The 15,314-nt window shown below is 71.7% G+C and carries 16 protein-coding genes; 7 read left to right on the plus strand and 9 right to left on the minus strand.

Annotated features, from left to right (window positions below; translation table 11 throughout):
* Positions 1-19 precede the first annotated feature (19 nt).
* The gene (locus IE206_RS33070) at positions 20-244 is read left to right on the plus strand and encodes a hypothetical protein (RefSeq protein ID WP_189968737.1); all 225 of its coding nucleotides are present in this window, start codon (positions 20-22) and stop codon (positions 242-244) included.
* Positions 245-251: 7 nt separating this feature from the next.
* Here IE206_RS33070 and IE206_RS33075 read toward each other — a convergent pair whose 3' ends face one another.
* The 3 genes from IE206_RS33075 to IE206_RS33085 form a co-directional block, all read right to left on the minus strand.
* A complete protein-coding gene (locus IE206_RS33075) occupies positions 252-1,541 on the minus strand; it encodes a DUF2637 domain-containing protein (RefSeq protein WP_189968738.1) in 1,290 nt (429 codons plus the stop codon).
* A 104-nt stretch (positions 1,542-1,645) separates the two neighbouring features.
* A complete protein-coding gene (locus IE206_RS33080) occupies positions 1,646-2,407 on the minus strand; it encodes a DUF3558 domain-containing protein (RefSeq protein ID WP_189968740.1) in 762 nt (253 codons plus the stop codon).
* Between the two features lie 34 nt (positions 2,408-2,441).
* Positions 2,442-3,287 (minus strand): DUF3558 domain-containing protein, encoded by an 846-nt coding sequence (locus tag IE206_RS33085; protein ID WP_189968742.1) that lies wholly within the window; start codon positions 3,285-3,287, stop codon positions 2,442-2,444.
* Between the two features lie 201 nt (positions 3,288-3,488).
* Here IE206_RS33085 and IE206_RS33090 point away from each other — a divergent pair, with 201 nt between their 5' ends.
* A complete protein-coding gene (locus IE206_RS33090; RefSeq protein WP_189968744.1) occupies positions 3,489-4,682 on the plus strand; it encodes an RtcB family protein in 1,194 nt (397 codons plus the stop codon).
* A gap of 508 nt (positions 4,683-5,190) precedes the next feature.
* Here the strand turns inward: IE206_RS33090 and IE206_RS33095 are convergent.
* On the minus strand, positions 5,191-6,231 hold the full coding sequence (locus IE206_RS33095) for a phospholipase D-like domain-containing protein (RefSeq protein ID WP_189968746.1): 1,041 nt from the start codon (positions 6,229-6,231) through the stop codon (positions 5,191-5,193).
* Between the two features lie 597 nt (positions 6,232-6,828).
* Here IE206_RS33095 and IE206_RS33100 point away from each other — a divergent pair.
* A complete protein-coding gene (locus IE206_RS33100; protein WP_189968748.1) occupies positions 6,829-7,656 on the plus strand; it encodes an MmyB family transcriptional regulator in 828 nt (275 codons plus the stop codon).
* A gap of 39 nt (positions 7,657-7,695) precedes the next feature.
* Here the strand turns inward: IE206_RS33100 and IE206_RS33105 are convergent, their stop codons facing one another.
* Positions 7,696-8,460, minus strand: a complete 765-nt coding sequence (locus tag IE206_RS33105; protein WP_189968750.1) for an SDR family NAD(P)-dependent oxidoreductase — start codon at positions 8,458-8,460, stop codon at positions 7,696-7,698.
* 124 nt (positions 8,461-8,584) lie between these two features.
* Positions 8,585-8,920, minus strand: coding sequence for a YnfA family protein (locus tag IE206_RS33110; RefSeq protein WP_189968752.1), 336 nt, complete (start codon positions 8,918-8,920; stop codon positions 8,585-8,587).
* A 169-nt stretch (positions 8,921-9,089) separates the two neighbouring features.
* On the opposite strand from IE206_RS33110, the gene IE206_RS42760 reads away from it, so the two are divergent.
* The gene (locus tag IE206_RS42760) at positions 9,090-9,779 is read left to right on the plus strand and encodes a hypothetical protein (protein WP_226600121.1); all 690 of its coding nucleotides are present in this window, start codon (positions 9,090-9,092) and stop codon (positions 9,777-9,779) included.
* Positions 9,780-9,825: 46 nt separating this feature from the next.
* Here IE206_RS42760 and IE206_RS33120 read toward each other — a convergent pair whose 3' ends face one another.
* On the minus strand, positions 9,826-11,346 hold the full coding sequence (locus IE206_RS33120) for an FAD-dependent monooxygenase (RefSeq protein WP_189968754.1): 1,521 nt from the start codon (positions 11,344-11,346) through the stop codon (positions 9,826-9,828).
* A 102-nt stretch (positions 11,347-11,448) separates the two neighbouring features.
* On the opposite strand from IE206_RS33120, the gene IE206_RS33125 reads away from it, so the two are divergent.
* Together IE206_RS33125 and IE206_RS33130 are read left to right on the plus strand one after the other, a co-directional pair.
* A complete protein-coding gene (locus IE206_RS33125; protein WP_189968756.1) occupies positions 11,449-12,030 on the plus strand; it encodes a TetR/AcrR family transcriptional regulator in 582 nt (193 codons plus the stop codon).
* Positions 12,031-12,157: 127 nt separating this feature from the next.
* Entirely contained in the window at positions 12,158-12,658 is a 501-nt protein-coding gene (locus IE206_RS33130; protein ID WP_226600119.1) for a MarR family winged helix-turn-helix transcriptional regulator, read from the plus strand.
* 21 nt (positions 12,659-12,679) lie between these two features.
* Here the strand turns inward: IE206_RS33130 and IE206_RS33135 are convergent, their stop codons facing one another.
* Positions 12,680-13,501, minus strand: coding sequence for a Mut7-C RNAse domain-containing protein (locus tag IE206_RS33135; RefSeq protein WP_189968758.1), 822 nt, complete (start codon positions 13,499-13,501; stop codon positions 12,680-12,682).
* A 155-nt stretch (positions 13,502-13,656) separates the two neighbouring features.
* Positions 13,657-14,496: an NAD(P)H-binding protein gene (locus IE206_RS33140; RefSeq protein ID WP_189968760.1), complete on the minus strand. Its 840-nt coding sequence runs from the start codon at positions 14,494-14,496 to the stop codon at positions 13,657-13,659.
* Between the two features lie 376 nt (positions 14,497-14,872).
* Between IE206_RS33140 and IE206_RS33145 the strand changes: the two genes are divergently transcribed.
* A complete protein-coding gene (locus IE206_RS33145; RefSeq protein WP_189968762.1) occupies positions 14,873-15,304 on the plus strand; it encodes a GNAT family N-acetyltransferase in 432 nt (143 codons plus the stop codon).
* The last annotated feature ends 10 nt before the right edge of the window (positions 15,305-15,314 follow it).

A 15,314-nucleotide genomic window follows, 5' to 3' on the forward strand; every position in this document is an offset into this window, starting at 1 on the left:
ACCCGGGGACCATGGAGTCATGAACGCGTACATCACCAAGCAGGTCGCCGGGGCCATCGGCTGGGTCATCGGCATCCAGGGCGCACTCGGATTCGCCGGCGCGCAGTTCGGCGACGGACCCTGGGGCTTCCTGCACAAGCTCGTCGACATCCCGGCCGTCGGCTACCTCGCCCTGGCTGTCGTCGGTGCCGCCCTGGCCGTCTGGGGCGAGATGGCCAAGAAGGCCCGGCAGAACGCGGCGTGACGCGCCGTCAGGCGATGTGGTCCTCGGCGAGCTCGGCGTCGTAGCGCTGCTTGAAACCGGGGATCAGGCCGCGCAGCAGGGCGGTGCTGCGGGGGTGGGTCACTCCGTAGACATCAGAGAGGTGAATTTCGACGACCTCGATGCTCGGATAGTCGTTGTGCTGTCGCGCGAACTGGCGGAACGCGCTGTACGCAGCCTGGGCGAACTCCGCGTCCTCCATGGAGGGTTCCTCGGCTTCCGGCGCGGGCTGCGGGTCGGCCGCGCGGGGGCCGGGTACACCGAGGCGGCGTTCGCGGCCGGGGCCCGCCGGGACCATCACGGGCTCCTGCTCGGGCTGGAGCCCGGCTTCCGCCTGCACGGCCGCTTCCGCTTCCGCCTGCGCTTGCCCGAAGGCCGGGTCGTACGTGCCCGCGTATTCCTCGGGCGATATGTGCTGGGCCGCGAACCAGGGGCTCTCGTGCGTGGTGGGCTGCTCCGGCTCGGCGTACGCCTGCTCCTGCTCGGGCTGCGGGGCCGGGGCCTGGCGCGGGGCTTCCTCGGGGGCGGAGTGGGCGTGGGCCGGGGGCAGTTCGGGCTGCACGATCACCGGCGCGGGCGGCAGGAGCACCGGCTCCATGCCGGCCGCGGCGAGGCCGGCCGGGGCGGTCTCGGCGAGCGGGACGCCGAACTTCGCCAGGCGCAGCGGCATGAGGGATTCGACGGGGGCCTTGCGGCGCCAGGCGCGGCCGTAGACGGACTGGAGGCGGGCGCGGTAGATGAGGCGGTCCTGTTCGAGCTTGATGACCTGCTCGTAGGAGCGCAGCTCCCACAGCTTCATGCGGCGCCACAGCAGGAAGGTGGGGACGGGGGAGAGCAGCCAGCGGGTGAGGCGGACGCCTTCCATGTGCTTGTCGGCGGTGATGTCGGCGATCCGGCCGACCGCGTGCCGGGCCGCTTCGACGGCGACGACGAACAGGACCGGGATGACCGCGTGCATGCCCACGCCCAGCGGGTCCGGCCAGGCGGCGGCGCCGTTGAAGGCGATGGTGGCGGCCGTCAGCAGCCAGGCGGTCTGGCGAAGCAGCGGGAACGGGATGCGCATCCAGGTCAGGAGCAGGTCGAGGGCGAGCAGCACACAGATGCCCGCGTCGACTCCTATCGGGAAGACGTAGGAGAAGTTGCCGAAGCCCTTCTTGAGCGCGAGCTCGCGGACCGCCGCGTACGAACCCGCGAAACCGATCCCGGCGATCACCACGGCACCCGCGACCACCAACCCGATCAGAATGCGGTGCGTGCGTGTCAGCTGAGTCGCGGCCACCCGCGCCCCCTCCCCTTGTCAAGCAACTGGCGGGCACAGCCTGGCACATGCGTACGGAGTCCGCCCCACAGGGGAGGGGCGGACTCCGTACGGTTGCGCGAGCGCTACTTGTTGTTCGCGGTGGCCACCGCGGTGACCGCCTCCTTGGCGGTGACGGTGGCGCCCTCCTGGACCTCGTTGGTCTGGGGGGCGTCGGCGCCCTGGTAGCCGGTGCCGTTGTAGTCGACGGCGACCACGACGTTGGCGGTGCGGACCACGACGACGCCGTACTTGAAGTCCGCGTCGGTCTTCTTCAGGTCGAAGGTGATCGCGGTCGCCTGGTCGCCGAGGCCGGAGACCGGTGAGGTCTTCACGTTCTTCGCGTCCGCCGTCGACTGGGCGGCCGAGACGGCCCGCTCGAACTGCTTCTGGGCGAGCGCGTCGCCGGTGCCGAGGCCCTGCGCGGAGTCGTACCGCTTGAAGTCGACGTCGAGCCAGCGGTAGAGCGAGCCCTGGACGCCCTTGTCGTCGAGGCCGTTCCAGGTGCAGCTCGCCCGGGACTGCGGGTCGGAGGTCTTGCCGACCTCGCCCGCCTTCGTCTTCGCCTTGGGGACGTACTTGTCGATCGACCCCGCGCCGATCGACTGGCACGCCTCGGGGAGCTTCTTGAACTTCGCCGGGGCGAGCGAGGGCGACGAGGAGGCCTGCTTGCCGCCGGAGGCCGACGAGGACGCCGAGTCCGACTTCTTGTCGCCGCCCGAGTCGGAGGAGCAGCCCACTGCGACGAGCATCACAGGGACGGCGGCACAGGCGAGGACACGGGCGAGCCGGATGCGCGGGGCCGGGGCGTGGGCCTTTCCGGGGGTGGCCGGGGCTGATCGGTGCATGATTCCTTCGCTCTTCGTTCTTCGCGCTGGCGCGCTATTCGCTGAACTGCTCGACGAGCCTGCCGGCCAGGGCCTGGGCCTGCTCCTGCAGCTCCTTGCTGTCGGGGACCACGGCGGATGCCGCGGCCTGGGCGGTGTACTCGATGGTCACGATCACATTGGACGTACGGAAGACCACAGTGACGGTACGTTGTCCGGCCCCCGAACCGCTGTCGGAGCCGGACGGGGACAATACGTCGTTCACGAAGGCGGCGTCACCGAGCCCGCTCAGCCGGCGGGGCTGGAGACCGTCCGCGTCACTGCTCCCCGAGGGGCTCGGGGAGACCGGGGAACCGCTCGGCGGGGCCACCGGGACGGACGGGGTGCCGGGGGCGCCGGAGGCCGGCGAGCCGGACGGGGTCGGGGCAGCGGACGAGGTCGGAGCGGGTGCGGAGCTCTTGGGGGCGGGCAGGTTCGCCGCCGTCTCCTTCTTCCCGTACAGCTCCTTGGTCTGGTCGTCGTCGCTCACCGCGGGGTCGTAGGAGACGACCCGCTCGAAGTCGACCGTGAGCCTTCGCACACCGTCGGCCGTCTCGTCCTTCCAGCGGCAGCCGACCCGGCGGTCGGTGTCGTAGGTCAGGTCGGCGGTGCCCGCGTACTCCTTGGTGGCGTCGGCCTCCGCGAGGGCGGCCGCGCCCGGCAGCATCTCTTTCAGCACACTCTTGCTCACGGCCCGGCAGGGCTCGGGGAGGGTGCGGTACTTGCCGGGCTGCGCGGCGGCCGACTTGGGCACGCCCGCCTTGGAGTCGTTGGTGGAGCCGTCGTCGCCCGAGGCCGCCGAGCAGCCCGAAACGAGCGCCACAAGCAGCGCGAGACCGGGCACGTACGCCTTTCGCTGCACGGCTTCCAGGCTCCTTTCAGCAGGACGACGCAAGAAAAAGCGGTTGCCGCCCGAGGGCGGTGGCCGGACACAATGTGTATCGCACGCGCACCTGTGAACGCCGGTCCACTGTCCTGGATGTGGATGTTGGCGCCAGTTTTGCCTTTCGTGCACTTTCAGGCGCTTTGGTGCCGTTTTCTGCTCTCGGGGGATCGAGGAATTATGTCGTACGTGGAGATGCCCGGGGCACGGGTGCCCATCAGGATGTGGACGGACCCGGCGTCGGTGGACTCGGGCGCGCTGGAGCAGCTGCGCAATACGGCCACTCTGCCGTGGATCAAGGGCCTCGCCGTGATGCCGGACGTCCACTACGGCAAGGGCGCCACGGTCGGCTCGGTCATCGCCATGCAAGGCGCGGTGTGCCCGGCCGCTGTGGGCGTCGACATCGGCTGCGGCATGTCCGCGGTCAAGACGTCGCTGACCGCCAACGATCTTCCGGGCGATCTCTCCCGGCTCCGCTCGAAGATCGAGCAGGCCATCCCGGTGGGCCGGGGCATGCACGGCGACCCGGTGGACCCGAGGCGGCTGCACGGCTTCTCGCTGTCGGGGTGGGACGGGTTCTGGGAGCGGTTCGGGGGGATCGCCGAGGCGGTCAAGTTCCGCGAGGAACGGGCCGCGAAGCAGATGGGAACGCTCGGATCCGGAAACCACTTCGTCGAGTTCTGTCTGGACGAGTCGGGTTCGGTCTGGCTGATGTTGCACTCCGGGTCCCGGAACATCGGCAAGGAGCTCGCCGACTTCCACATCGGCGAGGCCCGGAAACTGCCGCACAACCAGGGCCTGGTCGATCGTGACCTGGCCGTCTTCATCGCGGACACCCCGCAGATGGCGGCGTACCGGGGCGACCTGTTCTGGGCGCAGGAGTACGCGAAGTACAACCGGGCGATCATGATGGCGCTCTTCCAGGACGTGGTCCGCAAGGAGTTCAAGAAGGCCAAGGTGACCTTCGAAGCGGTCATTTCCTGTCACCACAACTATGTGGCGGAGGAGCGGTACGACGGCATGGACCTGCTGGTCACCCGCAAGGGCGCGATCCGTGCGGGCTCCGGCGACTTCGGGATCATCCCGGGCTCGATGGGCACGGGTTCGTACATCGTGAAGGGCCTCGGCAACGCGGCGTCCTTCAACTCGGCCTCGCACGGCGCGGGCCGCAAGATGAGCCGCAGCGCGGCGAAGCGGACGTTCTCGACGCGGGACCTGGCCGAGCAGACGCGCGGCGTGGAGTGCCGCAAGGACGCGGGTGTGGTGGACGAGGCCCCGGGCGCCTACAAGCCGATCGAGAAGGTCATGGACCAGCAGCGCGACCTGGTGGAGGTCGTGGCGAAGCTGAAGCAGGTGGTGTGCGTCAAGGGCTGAGGCGCCGATTGGCGGTGCGGCCGGCCGGCGCGCGGGGGAGCGCGGCCGGGCCGGGGGCTCTCGCCCCCGGCCGCCGCCTCTTCCCGGCCCGCATGCCGGGAAAGCGCCGGAACGGGCGCGCGGCTGTGCCTTCGGCGAGCCGAAGGCCTGCCGGGCACTGCCCGTATCACGAGGACGTACCGGGGAGGGGTCCGGCTTTGTCCGGGCGGCGGTGGCAGAAGCCGCTCGGTGTCCGCGGGACGCCCGGCAGGGCATCGTCTGCCCATGCCCTGCACTGCCGGTTCTGGCGTACGCGGACAACGTCCTCGTGACAGCGGACGTCAGGACGATCCGGCGCCACCCCTGTTGTGGGGTGTGCCACTGATCGTCCTCAACCAGCATGCAGGAAGCGGCGGTAGTTTTCCGCTGAAGATTTATCCGCTGAAAAGCGGGGTGGGAAAAGATCCGGCCCGGCGGGCGGGAAGTCGTGGTCACGTGGCCGGAAGGGCCCTGACCTGGTGACGCGGTGTCAGGCCGTGGCCTGGCCGTGGTGCGGTGGACGGTCGTCGATGAGGCGCTCGTCCGACAGGGCCCACTGATAGGTGAGTTCTTGAAGCGTGGACGCTCCGAACAGCTCCCGCAAGGTTTGTACCTCCTTGGAAAGGCTGCGCAGGCCGATACCGAGGCGCTGCGCGGTGAGCCGCTGCTCGATGCCGCGGGCCATGTCGCGCAGGATCTCGCGCTGGAGCAGCGTCGTGCGCGTACCGCCGGACCCGGCCGAGCGGGGCGCGCCGCTGTGCGGGTCGCCGTTCCACGGGTCGGCGCGCCTCCAGCACTCCTCGAAGACCTCGGCGATGAACGCCACCACGGCCCGGTCCCGTACGTGCCAGGAGGCATCGCCCGGCGCGGAGTTGACGACGTGGTCGGAGATGAACGCCTGGCGCCGGTCGATGACCACGCAGCGCTGGAACTGGGTGACCTGGGTGCGGAACTGGGCTCCGCGGCCCGTCATCGCGCTCACATAGGCGCGGGTCACCGCGTCGTCGCGGGTGGTGTCGAGATACAGGCCGCGGATGTGGACGCCGCGGGCAAGCGCCGCGCGGTCCCGCTCCTCGACGGCCGCGAGCCGGTCCTCGGTGCGCGGGCCGCAGGGCTGGGCGGTGAGGAGCTCGGCGCGGGCCCGGCCGACGGCCTGCTCGATACGGGCGTCGACGAGCTCGGGCTCGCCGAGGAACTCCGAGCCGCGGCCCGAGCGCCACTTGGCGCGCTCGAAGTGCAGGCTCAGCTCGTCGGTGATCTGGGGAATGCGGGCCGCGAGCTCGGCCTTGGCCGCCATCCGGCGCAGCTCGTCGTCCAGGCGGCGCCGGCCGGCCTCCTGGGGGTCGAGCGCGATGGGCAGGTGCGGCAGCCGCGGGTCGGTGCTGACCAGGCCCCACTCGGCGAGGTCCGCGAGCGCCCGGGCGTCCCGCTCCGGGTCGATGTGCTCATGGCGGGTGATCCGGCCGTAGACGTCGACGGCCTCGGGTGACAACGCTCCGGCGTCGGCCGCCCGGCTGTCCGGTTCGCCCATGTCTGCCCCCGTTGCGACGCTGCGTGTGTGCGCCCGGCGTACGTGCGCACCCCGCTACCGCTTGATCCCTGCACGGCTCATCAGCCAGCGTACCTGTGGGGTCTCTCCTGGCGGGTGCCTCGGTGGCCACCCCGAAGGGGGCGGGCGCCAAAGCTGTGCCCGGAGGGGGCCGACCGTACCCGACCCGTCCACGAAAGGGCACACCTCGCCAATCACCTCCCGGCCCGCGTTCCGGCCGTGATGGCCGACGCCGTCCTCGCCCCGCCCTCGGTGACCGCTGTGCTCCCAGCCGATGCGTCCGTCTCCGTCCGGAGCCGCTGTGCTGTCGGCGGGCCGTGCCCCCGCCGGCCCGCACCGGCCGCCCGGCGCCCCGCGGCCACCCCGTGCGCTCCGAGGAATCGACCCGCTCCGACAATGGGACGTACGCAGACAATGGAGCGTACGCCGACCATGGGAAGCGCACCGGGAAGCCGGTGCATGCCGATCAACCGGCCCGGAGCCGATGGCAGAGTCGGGACCGGACGTCGGGAGCGGCTGTTCCAACCGCGCGGCCAATGGCGAAGTCGCCGGCCGCCCGTTACCGGGGGAGAACCACAGATGGACAAGCCCGCTCTGCGCTCTCTGCTGCGCGAGCGCCGCGCGCTGATCACGCCCGAGAGCCATGGGCTGAGCAGACCCACCCGGCAGGGCCGGCGGGCGCCCGGCCTGTCCCAGGCCCAGATCGACCAGATCCTGCACCGCGCCCCCGACACCTACGGCCGCCTGGAGTCCGGCCGCTACCCCAACCCGCCCGCGGACCTGCTCCAGGACGTGGCCCGCCTGCTCGGCATGAACGAGCAGGAGTGGATAGCCCTGTGGCGGTACTGCCTGGGCCAGGACCCCCCGTTCCCGCTGCATTCGCAGTCCGGAGAGGAGATCCCCGGCGTGTGGCAGGAGGCCGTCGACGGCATCGGACACATGGCGTACGTCAACGACCGGTCGTGGAACCTGCTCGCCCACAACCAGCGCTGGACCGAGATGTTCCCCGGCGGGCGGGTGCCGCAGAACACCATGCGGTGGATGGCGCTCGACCCCGCCGCCCGCGAGACCCTGACCGACTGGGAGCACTCCTGGGCGCCGCTGGTGCTGCCCCAGTTGCGGGCCGCCCTGGCCGCCGACCCCACCGACGAGACGCTGGCGCAGATCGAGAAGGAGGTCCTGGAGGACCCGCTCGCCTCCGGGATCTACAACCGGGCCAGCTCCTACCTCCACCTCGACGGCGACGAACGCCCCCTCAACCACGCGGCCCAGGGGCCCGGCTGGGTCACGATGTGCGCCGCCCAGCCGATGGCGGCGCCGGGCGCCCGCATGATCATCCTGGTGTTCCACGCGGGCGAGAAGCGGCGGCACACGCGGGCCCCCATGCTTCGGGCGAGGCTGCAGTAGGCCTGGGCCCGCGATGGGGCGGGCCCGGCCCGGTTCCGGCTACAGCTCGCGGTGGACCTTGGTGTTGGAGGCCTGGGCGCGGGGCCGGACCACGAGCAGGTCGATGTTGACGTGGCTGGGCCGGGTGACCGCCCAGGTGATGGTCTCGGCGACGTCGTCGGCGGTGAGCGGCTCGGCCACGCCCGCGTACACCTTGGCGGCCTTCTCGGTGTCGCCGCGGAAGCGCGTCGTCGCGAACTCCTCCGTCTTCACCATGCCGGGCGCGATCTCGATGACCCGCACCGGGCGGCCGACGATCTCCAGGCGCAGCGTCTCGGCGAGCACCCGGGCGCCGTTCTTCGCGGCCACGTAGCCGCCGCCTCCCTCGTAGGTGGCGTGGCCGGCCGTGGAGGACAGGATGACGACCGTGCCGTCGCCCGAGGCCTCCAGCGCCGGCAGCAGGGCCTGGGTGACATTGAGCGAGCCGATGACGTTCGTCTCGTACATCTGCCGCCAGTCGTCCGGGCTGCCGGTGGCGACCGGGTCCGCGCCGAGCGCCCCGCCCGCGTTGTTGACGAGCACCCCGATGGTGCGGAAGGCAGTGGCGAACTCGTCCACCGCGGCCCGGTCCGTCACGTCCAGCGCGTACGCCGTCGCCTGGTGGCCCGCCTCGTTGATCTCGGCGGCCAGCGCCTCGATGCGGTCCTTGCGGCGGGCGGTGACCACCACGCGGTAGCCGGCGGCGGCCAACTGGCGGGCGGTGGCGGCACCGATCCCGCTGCTCGCTCCGGTGACGACGGCGATCGGGGTCCCGGCGGCAGTCATGTCGTGCTCCTCGCGCGTGTGGCGACCGGCGCTGCGGTCGAGGTGTGGCGGCGGTCGAAGGGGTGATCGAAACCGATACGCGGCCAGGATAGGCGGGGCAGGGTGCGTGCGGGCGGGGCGATGGTCAGCGGCCGCGCGGGGCGTACATGATCACGGCCATCCCGGCCAGGCAGATCAGGGCGCCGGTGACGTCCCAGCGGTCGGGCCGGTAGCCGTCCGCGACCATGCCCCAGGCGATCGAGCCCGCGACGAAGACACCGCCGTACGCGGCGAGGATCCGGCCGAACTCGGCGTCCGGCTGGAGCGTCGCCACGAAGCCGTAGATGCCGAGCGCGACGACCCCGGCGCCGATCCAGACCCAGCCCCTGTGCTCCCTGACGCCCTGCCAGACGAGCCAGGCCCCGCCGATCTCGAACAGGGCGGCCAGGACGAAGAGAAGGACTGAGCGTGCGACGAGCATGGGCCCAGGGTGGCATGGACCCGGACCTCCTTCGGGACGGCGTTGTTCGCGACGGTGTCGTCCGGGGCGGCGTACGGGATGGCGTTCGCGACGACGTGCGGGGTGTAGTTCGGGACGACGTGCGGGGTGGCGTTCCTTGGAAATAAGGGGCGAAAGGTACCTTTCGCTCATGGTGGTTCGTGTGATGAACAGATTTGGCAGGGCGGGTGGAGCCGGAGCGCCCCGCCGAGCCGGTGCTCGCCCGGCCGGGGCCCGCCCTGTCCGGGCCCGCGGAACTCTGGCGACGGTCGGTGTCGCCGTCCTGGTGGCGGCGACGCTGATCGCGACCGGCACGCCGAGCGGGGCGACCGGGCCGGGGCAGGGTGCCGGGCCCGTCGGCGGCGCCGCTGGGTTCGACGGGGGCGGCGACGACCCCGGCCCTGTCGTCAGGCCCGCTCCACCCCTGGCCGGCGGCGCTGCGGCCGGCAGCGCCGGGGCCGAGGCGGATGTGTCGTATCACGGGCACGTCTCCTTCTGGAACGGCCACGTCGGCATCTGGCTCACGACGGCCAACCACGGTCCCGCGCCGGTCTCCGGAGCCACCGTGCGGCTCCGGTTCTCGGCACCACTCGCCTCCGGCGTCACCCTGCCGCCGAGCTGTCTGCGCACCGGCCCGGCGGTGGTGCATTGCGGCACCGGCTCGATGCGGGCCGCCGGGACGGGCGTGCAGCTCGCCCTGGACGTGGCGACTGTCGGCAACCGGGCCGAGATGGGCCTCGACATCGACACCGTCTGGAACGGCGGCGCCATTGACCGCAACCCGGCGAACAACACCCACCGCGTGCTGACGCTGGCCACGGGCGACCCGTACACGTTCTGAACAGCCGGGCGCGCGGGGCGGGTTGGGCCTCCGGCCCGGCCCGCCGTTACGCGCGCCCCGTCCAGCCGGTGAGGGCCGCGTGCAGGCCGGGCGCGTCCGGGCGGTCGCTCGCCCAGGCCACGTACCCGTCGGGGCGGACGAGCAGAGTGCTGCCGCGCTCGCTCTTCCAGTGCGCGCATATCGCCCCCTCCGGCGCGGCCACCCGGCCGTCCCGCGGTGTCACCAGGACGAACTCGCCCCGCCGCAGCACCTCGTAGAGGCGGCCTTCCGCGAGCTCCAGGTCGGGGACGCGCCTGCCGGTGAGCGGGTGCGATCCACGCTCGGCTCCGTACGCGATGCCGAGGCCGCTGATCATCCCGATGGCCTTGTCGGCGACAGGCCGTACGACTTCGAGGAATCGGGTGATCGCCGAACGGGCCGCCCGCTGAAGGGGGTTGTGGGCCATGGCGAGCCGCACGAGCGCGCCGCTGCTGCGCAGCACCATCGCGCCGACCGGGTGGCGCTCCGCCTGGTAGCTGTCGAGCAGGGCCTCGGCGTCGGTGGTGCGGCCCCGCAGTGCGGCGGCGAGTTTCCAGGAGAGGTTCGCGGCGTCCTGGAGGCCGGTGTTCATGCCCTGGCCGCCGGCGGGGGAGTGGACGTGCGCCGCGTCCCCGGCGAGGAAGACGCGGCCGACGCGGTAGGCCGGAGCCTGCCGCTCGTCGCTGTGGAAGCGGGAGATCCAGCGGGCGTCGTGCATCCCGTAGTCGGTGCCGAAGGCCTCGCGGGCGATCGTGCGGAGCTCGTCGAGGTCGACCGGGGCGGTGTCGGGGACCTGGCGCTTGCGGCTCCACCCCATGACCCGGTAGTAGCCGTCGCCGAAGGGGGCGACGAGGGCGAAGGAGTCGCCCGAGCCGTTGACGGTGAGGATGTCCTCCGGCTCCTCGGTGAGCCGTACGTCCGCCAGCACCATCGAGCGGATCACGGCCACGCCGGGGAACGGCAGGCCGAGCTCCTCGCGGACCCTGCTGCGTACGCCGTCGGTGCCGACGAGATAGCGGGCCCGGACCGACACGGGCTCCCCGTCCCCGCCGCGGAGCTCGGCGGTCACCCCCTGGCCGTCCTGACGGAGGTTCAACAGCTCGGTGCCGTAATGGAAGTGGACCCCTTCGGACCGGGCGCGCCGCTCGAGGAGCTGCTCCACCTCGTACTGCGGAGCGATCAGGACGTACGGGAAGCGTGTGCGCAGCCTGGTCAGGTCGAGGGTGAGGCGGCCGAACATGTTCATCTGTTCCATGACCCTGCCCCGCTTGACCAGCTCGTCGGCCAGGCCGCGGGCGTCGAGCATCTCCAGCGTGCGCGCGTGGACGCCGAAGGCGCGCGTCATGTTGCTGATTCCGTGCGGCCGGCGCTCGGCGACGGTGACGCTCAGGCCCGCGGCGGCCAGGTCTCCCGCGAGCAGCAGACCGGTCGGCCCCGCGCCGACCACGAGGACGTCGCTGGTTAAGGGGCCTTCGGGCCGGGGTGCGTTCGTGGAGCTCTCGGGGGTGGGCGAGCTGGTGGAGCCGGACGAGCCGATGATGTCGTTCATGGCTTCCTCCTCAGGTGCCAACAGTTGTTGGTCAACGCTTGTTGGCAAATGTAGAACCATCCCGACTGGCATGTCAACACCTGTTGGCCTACAGTCGTTGGCATGACGACCGAAGCTTCCGCCGGAGGCCCTCGCCGCACCTCCGAAGTCACCAAGGCCGCGATCCTCGAAGCCGCCCGCGAACGCTTCGCATCCGACGGTTACGAGCGCGCGACCATCCGGGCCATCGCCCGGGACGCGGGGATCGACCCGTCGATGGTGATGCGCTACTACGGGAACAAGGAGGGCCTGTTCGCCGCTGCCTCGGAGATGGACCTGGGCCTCCCTGGGCTGGGGCGACTGCCCGGCAAGCACATCGGAGCCGCGCTCGTCACCCACTTCCTCGACCGGTGGGAGGCCGACGACGTGCTCACCGCCCTGCTGCGGGTCGGCGTCACCAACCCCGCCGGCGCCGAGCGGATGCGGACGATATTCGCCGAGCAGATGATCCCGGTCGCCGCCGGTGTCTGCCCCGACCCCGCCGACGCCCCGCGCCGCGCCGCGCTGGTCTCCTCGCAGATCCTGGGCATGGCGATAGCCCGCTATGTACTGCGCTTCCCGCCCGCGGTCACCATGTCCCGCGACGAGGTGGTCGCCTGGCTGGCCCCCACACTGCAGCGCTACCTCACGGCCGAAGGGGCGTAGGCCTGTGCCGGGCAGGGGCTCTGCCGGGCACGGGTTTTCCCGGGCAGGGCTTCTGTCGGGCACGGTTGTGCCGGTTGGGTTTGCCGCGCCTCGCGCCGGCGAATCCTCTGCGCCGTACGCTTTCTGCATGGCACAGAAGAAGCGCACCGGAGAGCGGGCCCCTGCCGACCGGGCCGAGCTCATGCGTGAGCTGGGCGCCGTCTCGCGCCGCTACATGGCGTCGTACGCGCTCTTCAACCAGGCGCTCGCCGACCATCTGGGGCTGCACCCGACGGATCTCCAGTGCCTCAACCTCCTGGGTCTCGAACCCGGGCCCGTCACCACGGGGCGGATTGCCGGGCTGACCGGGCTCACCACGGGTTCGGCGACCCGGCTCGTCGACCGGCTGGAGAAGGCCGGGTATGTGACGCGCCGCCGGGACACCGAGGACCGCAGGAAGGTGCTCGTCGAGGTGGTGCCCGGGCGGATGGCCGAGCTCGGCAAGGTCTGGGGCCGGCTCAACGGTGCCTGGTGGGAGATGTTCGACGCGTACGAGGACGGCGAGATCGCCCTCATCGCCACCCATATGCGCCGGACCGTCGACCTCAGCGCGGCCCAGGTCGAACGCCTCAGGAGCGGGCAGCTCTGAAGCCGAGATCGGATGGCGTCCTCAACAGGACGTCTGCCGTGGTGAGTCGAAAGGCATCCGCTCCCGATCGACTGGCCCGAGGTGCCGCTGTCCGGCTCGGTCCACCGGGCAGGTCCCCGCCGTGCCGAACTCGCGAACGGCCTCGTCGACGATCGACTCAAGGCTCGCGTGGTGCGCGCCGCGCCAGTAGACGCGCTCGCAGGAGCTGCACTCGGCGAAGACGTCGTACGAGGTGCGGGTGCCGTGCTCCAGGCGCTCGCGCACCGTCTCCTTGTCGGCCTCCCGCAGCGGCGCGTTGCAGGCGGTGCAGCGCGTCCAGGGCGCCAGGGCCGGCGCGAACCGGCCGAGCACGTCCCGGAGCTGCTCGTCGGTTCGGTGGCTGTAGACGTACGCGCCGGCCCACAGCTCCCTGCGGTGCAGCAGCCCGCGGTCGCGGGACAGCATGACGCGCTGTTCCCGCGCGGAGAGTGCGGCGAGCGCCGGGTCCCCGATGTCCTCGCTCTCGTACGCCGCGTCGACGCCGAGCAGCCTCAACCGGCGTGCCAGCGTGCCGAGATGGACGTCGAGCAGGAACCGGAGCGGGGCGCCCGGCACCTTCTGCGGGCGCTCGACGGCGCGCACCTCGATGAACTCGCCCGCCACCGGGATGTGTGAGACCGGGACTTCGCGGCCGTCGGCGAGCAGCCGGCCGGCCTCGGTGAGCGGAACGCCCAGCGATTCGACGACGTGGCCGAGGGTGGACACGCCGTCGGTCACGACGGCGCTGTGCCCCTCGCGGCGCTTCGTCGGAACGAAGAGCCGCAGCTCAGGGGCGAAGTCGATATGGATCTCCGGTCCGTTCACGCGGCCAGGATCGCACTGCCGCGGGGGTGGGGGCCAGGGATTTCAGGGCGCGCACCGGTGCTCGCGCCGGAGCACCGGGGGCTCGCTCGTGGTGCGGGTATTCGCCAGGGGGGTGCCCGGTGGGCGCGGCCCGGCCATGCCGCGTCGGCTGTCCCCTACGGGCGGAAAGCGTCCGCGTTTTCGTCGGCCCAGGCCGCGAAGGTGCGGGCCGGGTGGCCGGTCAGCTCTTCGACGGCGGTGGTGACGGCGTCGGGGCGGCCCTGGTGCGCGGCGAAGTAGCTGAGCAGCGCGTCCGCGACGGTCGGGGGTATGAAGTCGGCCATCGACTCCTTCCAGGCCGCGCCGCTCACGGCGTTGACACCGATCGGCCGTCCGGTGGCCTCGGCGACGACCGCGACCTGCTCGGCGGCGCTGAGGGACGCGGGCCCGGTGAGGTGGTAGGCGCGGCCGCGCAGTTCGGGCCTGGTGAGGACGGCGAACGCGGCCTCCGCGATGTCCGCCTCGTGGATGGGGCTGGTCTGCGCCTCGGGGTAGGGGAGGTCCACGGTGCCGGACGACTTGGCAGCCCAGGCCCAGCCGAGCGCGTTGCCCGCGAAGGCGCCGGGCTGCAGGAAGGTCGACTGGATGCCGGAACGTTCCAGGCCGCGCTCGACGGCCAGGTGCATGGCCGCGATGGCGTTCGTGTCGGCGTCGGGGTCGAGCACGGAGCTGGAGGAGAGCAGCGCTATGTGCTGGACCCCGGCGGCCTTCGCCTCGGCGAGGAACGGCTCGATGTGCTTCGGGTTGGCGTACAGGAAGACGGACTCGACGCCGGCCAGCGCGGCCGGGAACGTCGCCGGGTCGTCGAGGTCGAGGACGACGCGCTCCACGCCGTCCGGAAGGGTCAGCTTGTCGGGGCTGGCGGAGGCCGCGCGAACGGCGAGACCGCGCTCGCGAAGCAGCGGGATGAGAGTGGCGGCGACCTTGCCGCGGCTGCCGGTGATCAGAACCGTCATGGTGGAAATGCCTTTCGGGCAAAGGAAGTTGAGGGACTGCGGCAGTGCTGACACGCAAGGAACGAGCCTACGTCGCAGTCGCCCGGCCGGGCGGGTGCGGGCGTGGTGGGCGCGTGGTGCGGAGTCGGCCCGGGCGGGGGTCGCCCGGGCGCCGGCGGAGTGTCGGCAGGCCCGCCGGTGAGGTGTCGGCGGAATCCCGCCGGGCCGGGGCTTCGTCATTAAGCTGCACCGTGCATAATCTGTGTTACGCAGATAAATATCCTCGACGAGGCCGCAGTAGTCAACCGCGTTTCGACGGGACCGGCCGGGGGGCGGGACTGGCAGGGCAGGGCAGGGTGGAGCGGCGCCGGGCAGGGCGGAGCCTTACCCTTCCCGCATGAAGATCATTGACCTTGAGCCGGGCGATCCGCGTCTGACGGACGACCTGCTGCCGATACTCAGCGAACTCCGCCCGCACCTCACCGATGAACTCTTCGCCGAGATCTACGGAGAGGGGCACGCCCAGGGGCTGCGCTTCACCGCCGCGTACGGCGACGACGGGGCCTGCGTCGGCGCCGCAGGATGGCGGATCGTCGTCAACACCAGCGCGGTCCGCAAGCTGTACGTCGACGACCTGGTCACGGCCGCCACCGCCCGCTCCACCGGCGTGGGGCACGCCCTCCTCGCGCACCTGGAGGGTCACGCGAGGGCGGCCGGCTGCACCTCCCTCAACCTCGACTCCGGCACCCATCGCACCGACGCGCACCGCTTCTACTTCCGCGAGCGCATGGCGGTGACGGCCTTCAACTTCGACAAGCGGCTGGACTGATCCCGGCGGG

This window comes from Streptomyces violascens (genome assembly GCF_014649955.1).
Lineage (GTDB): Bacteria > Actinomycetota > Actinomycetes > Streptomycetales > Streptomycetaceae > Streptomyces > Streptomyces violascens.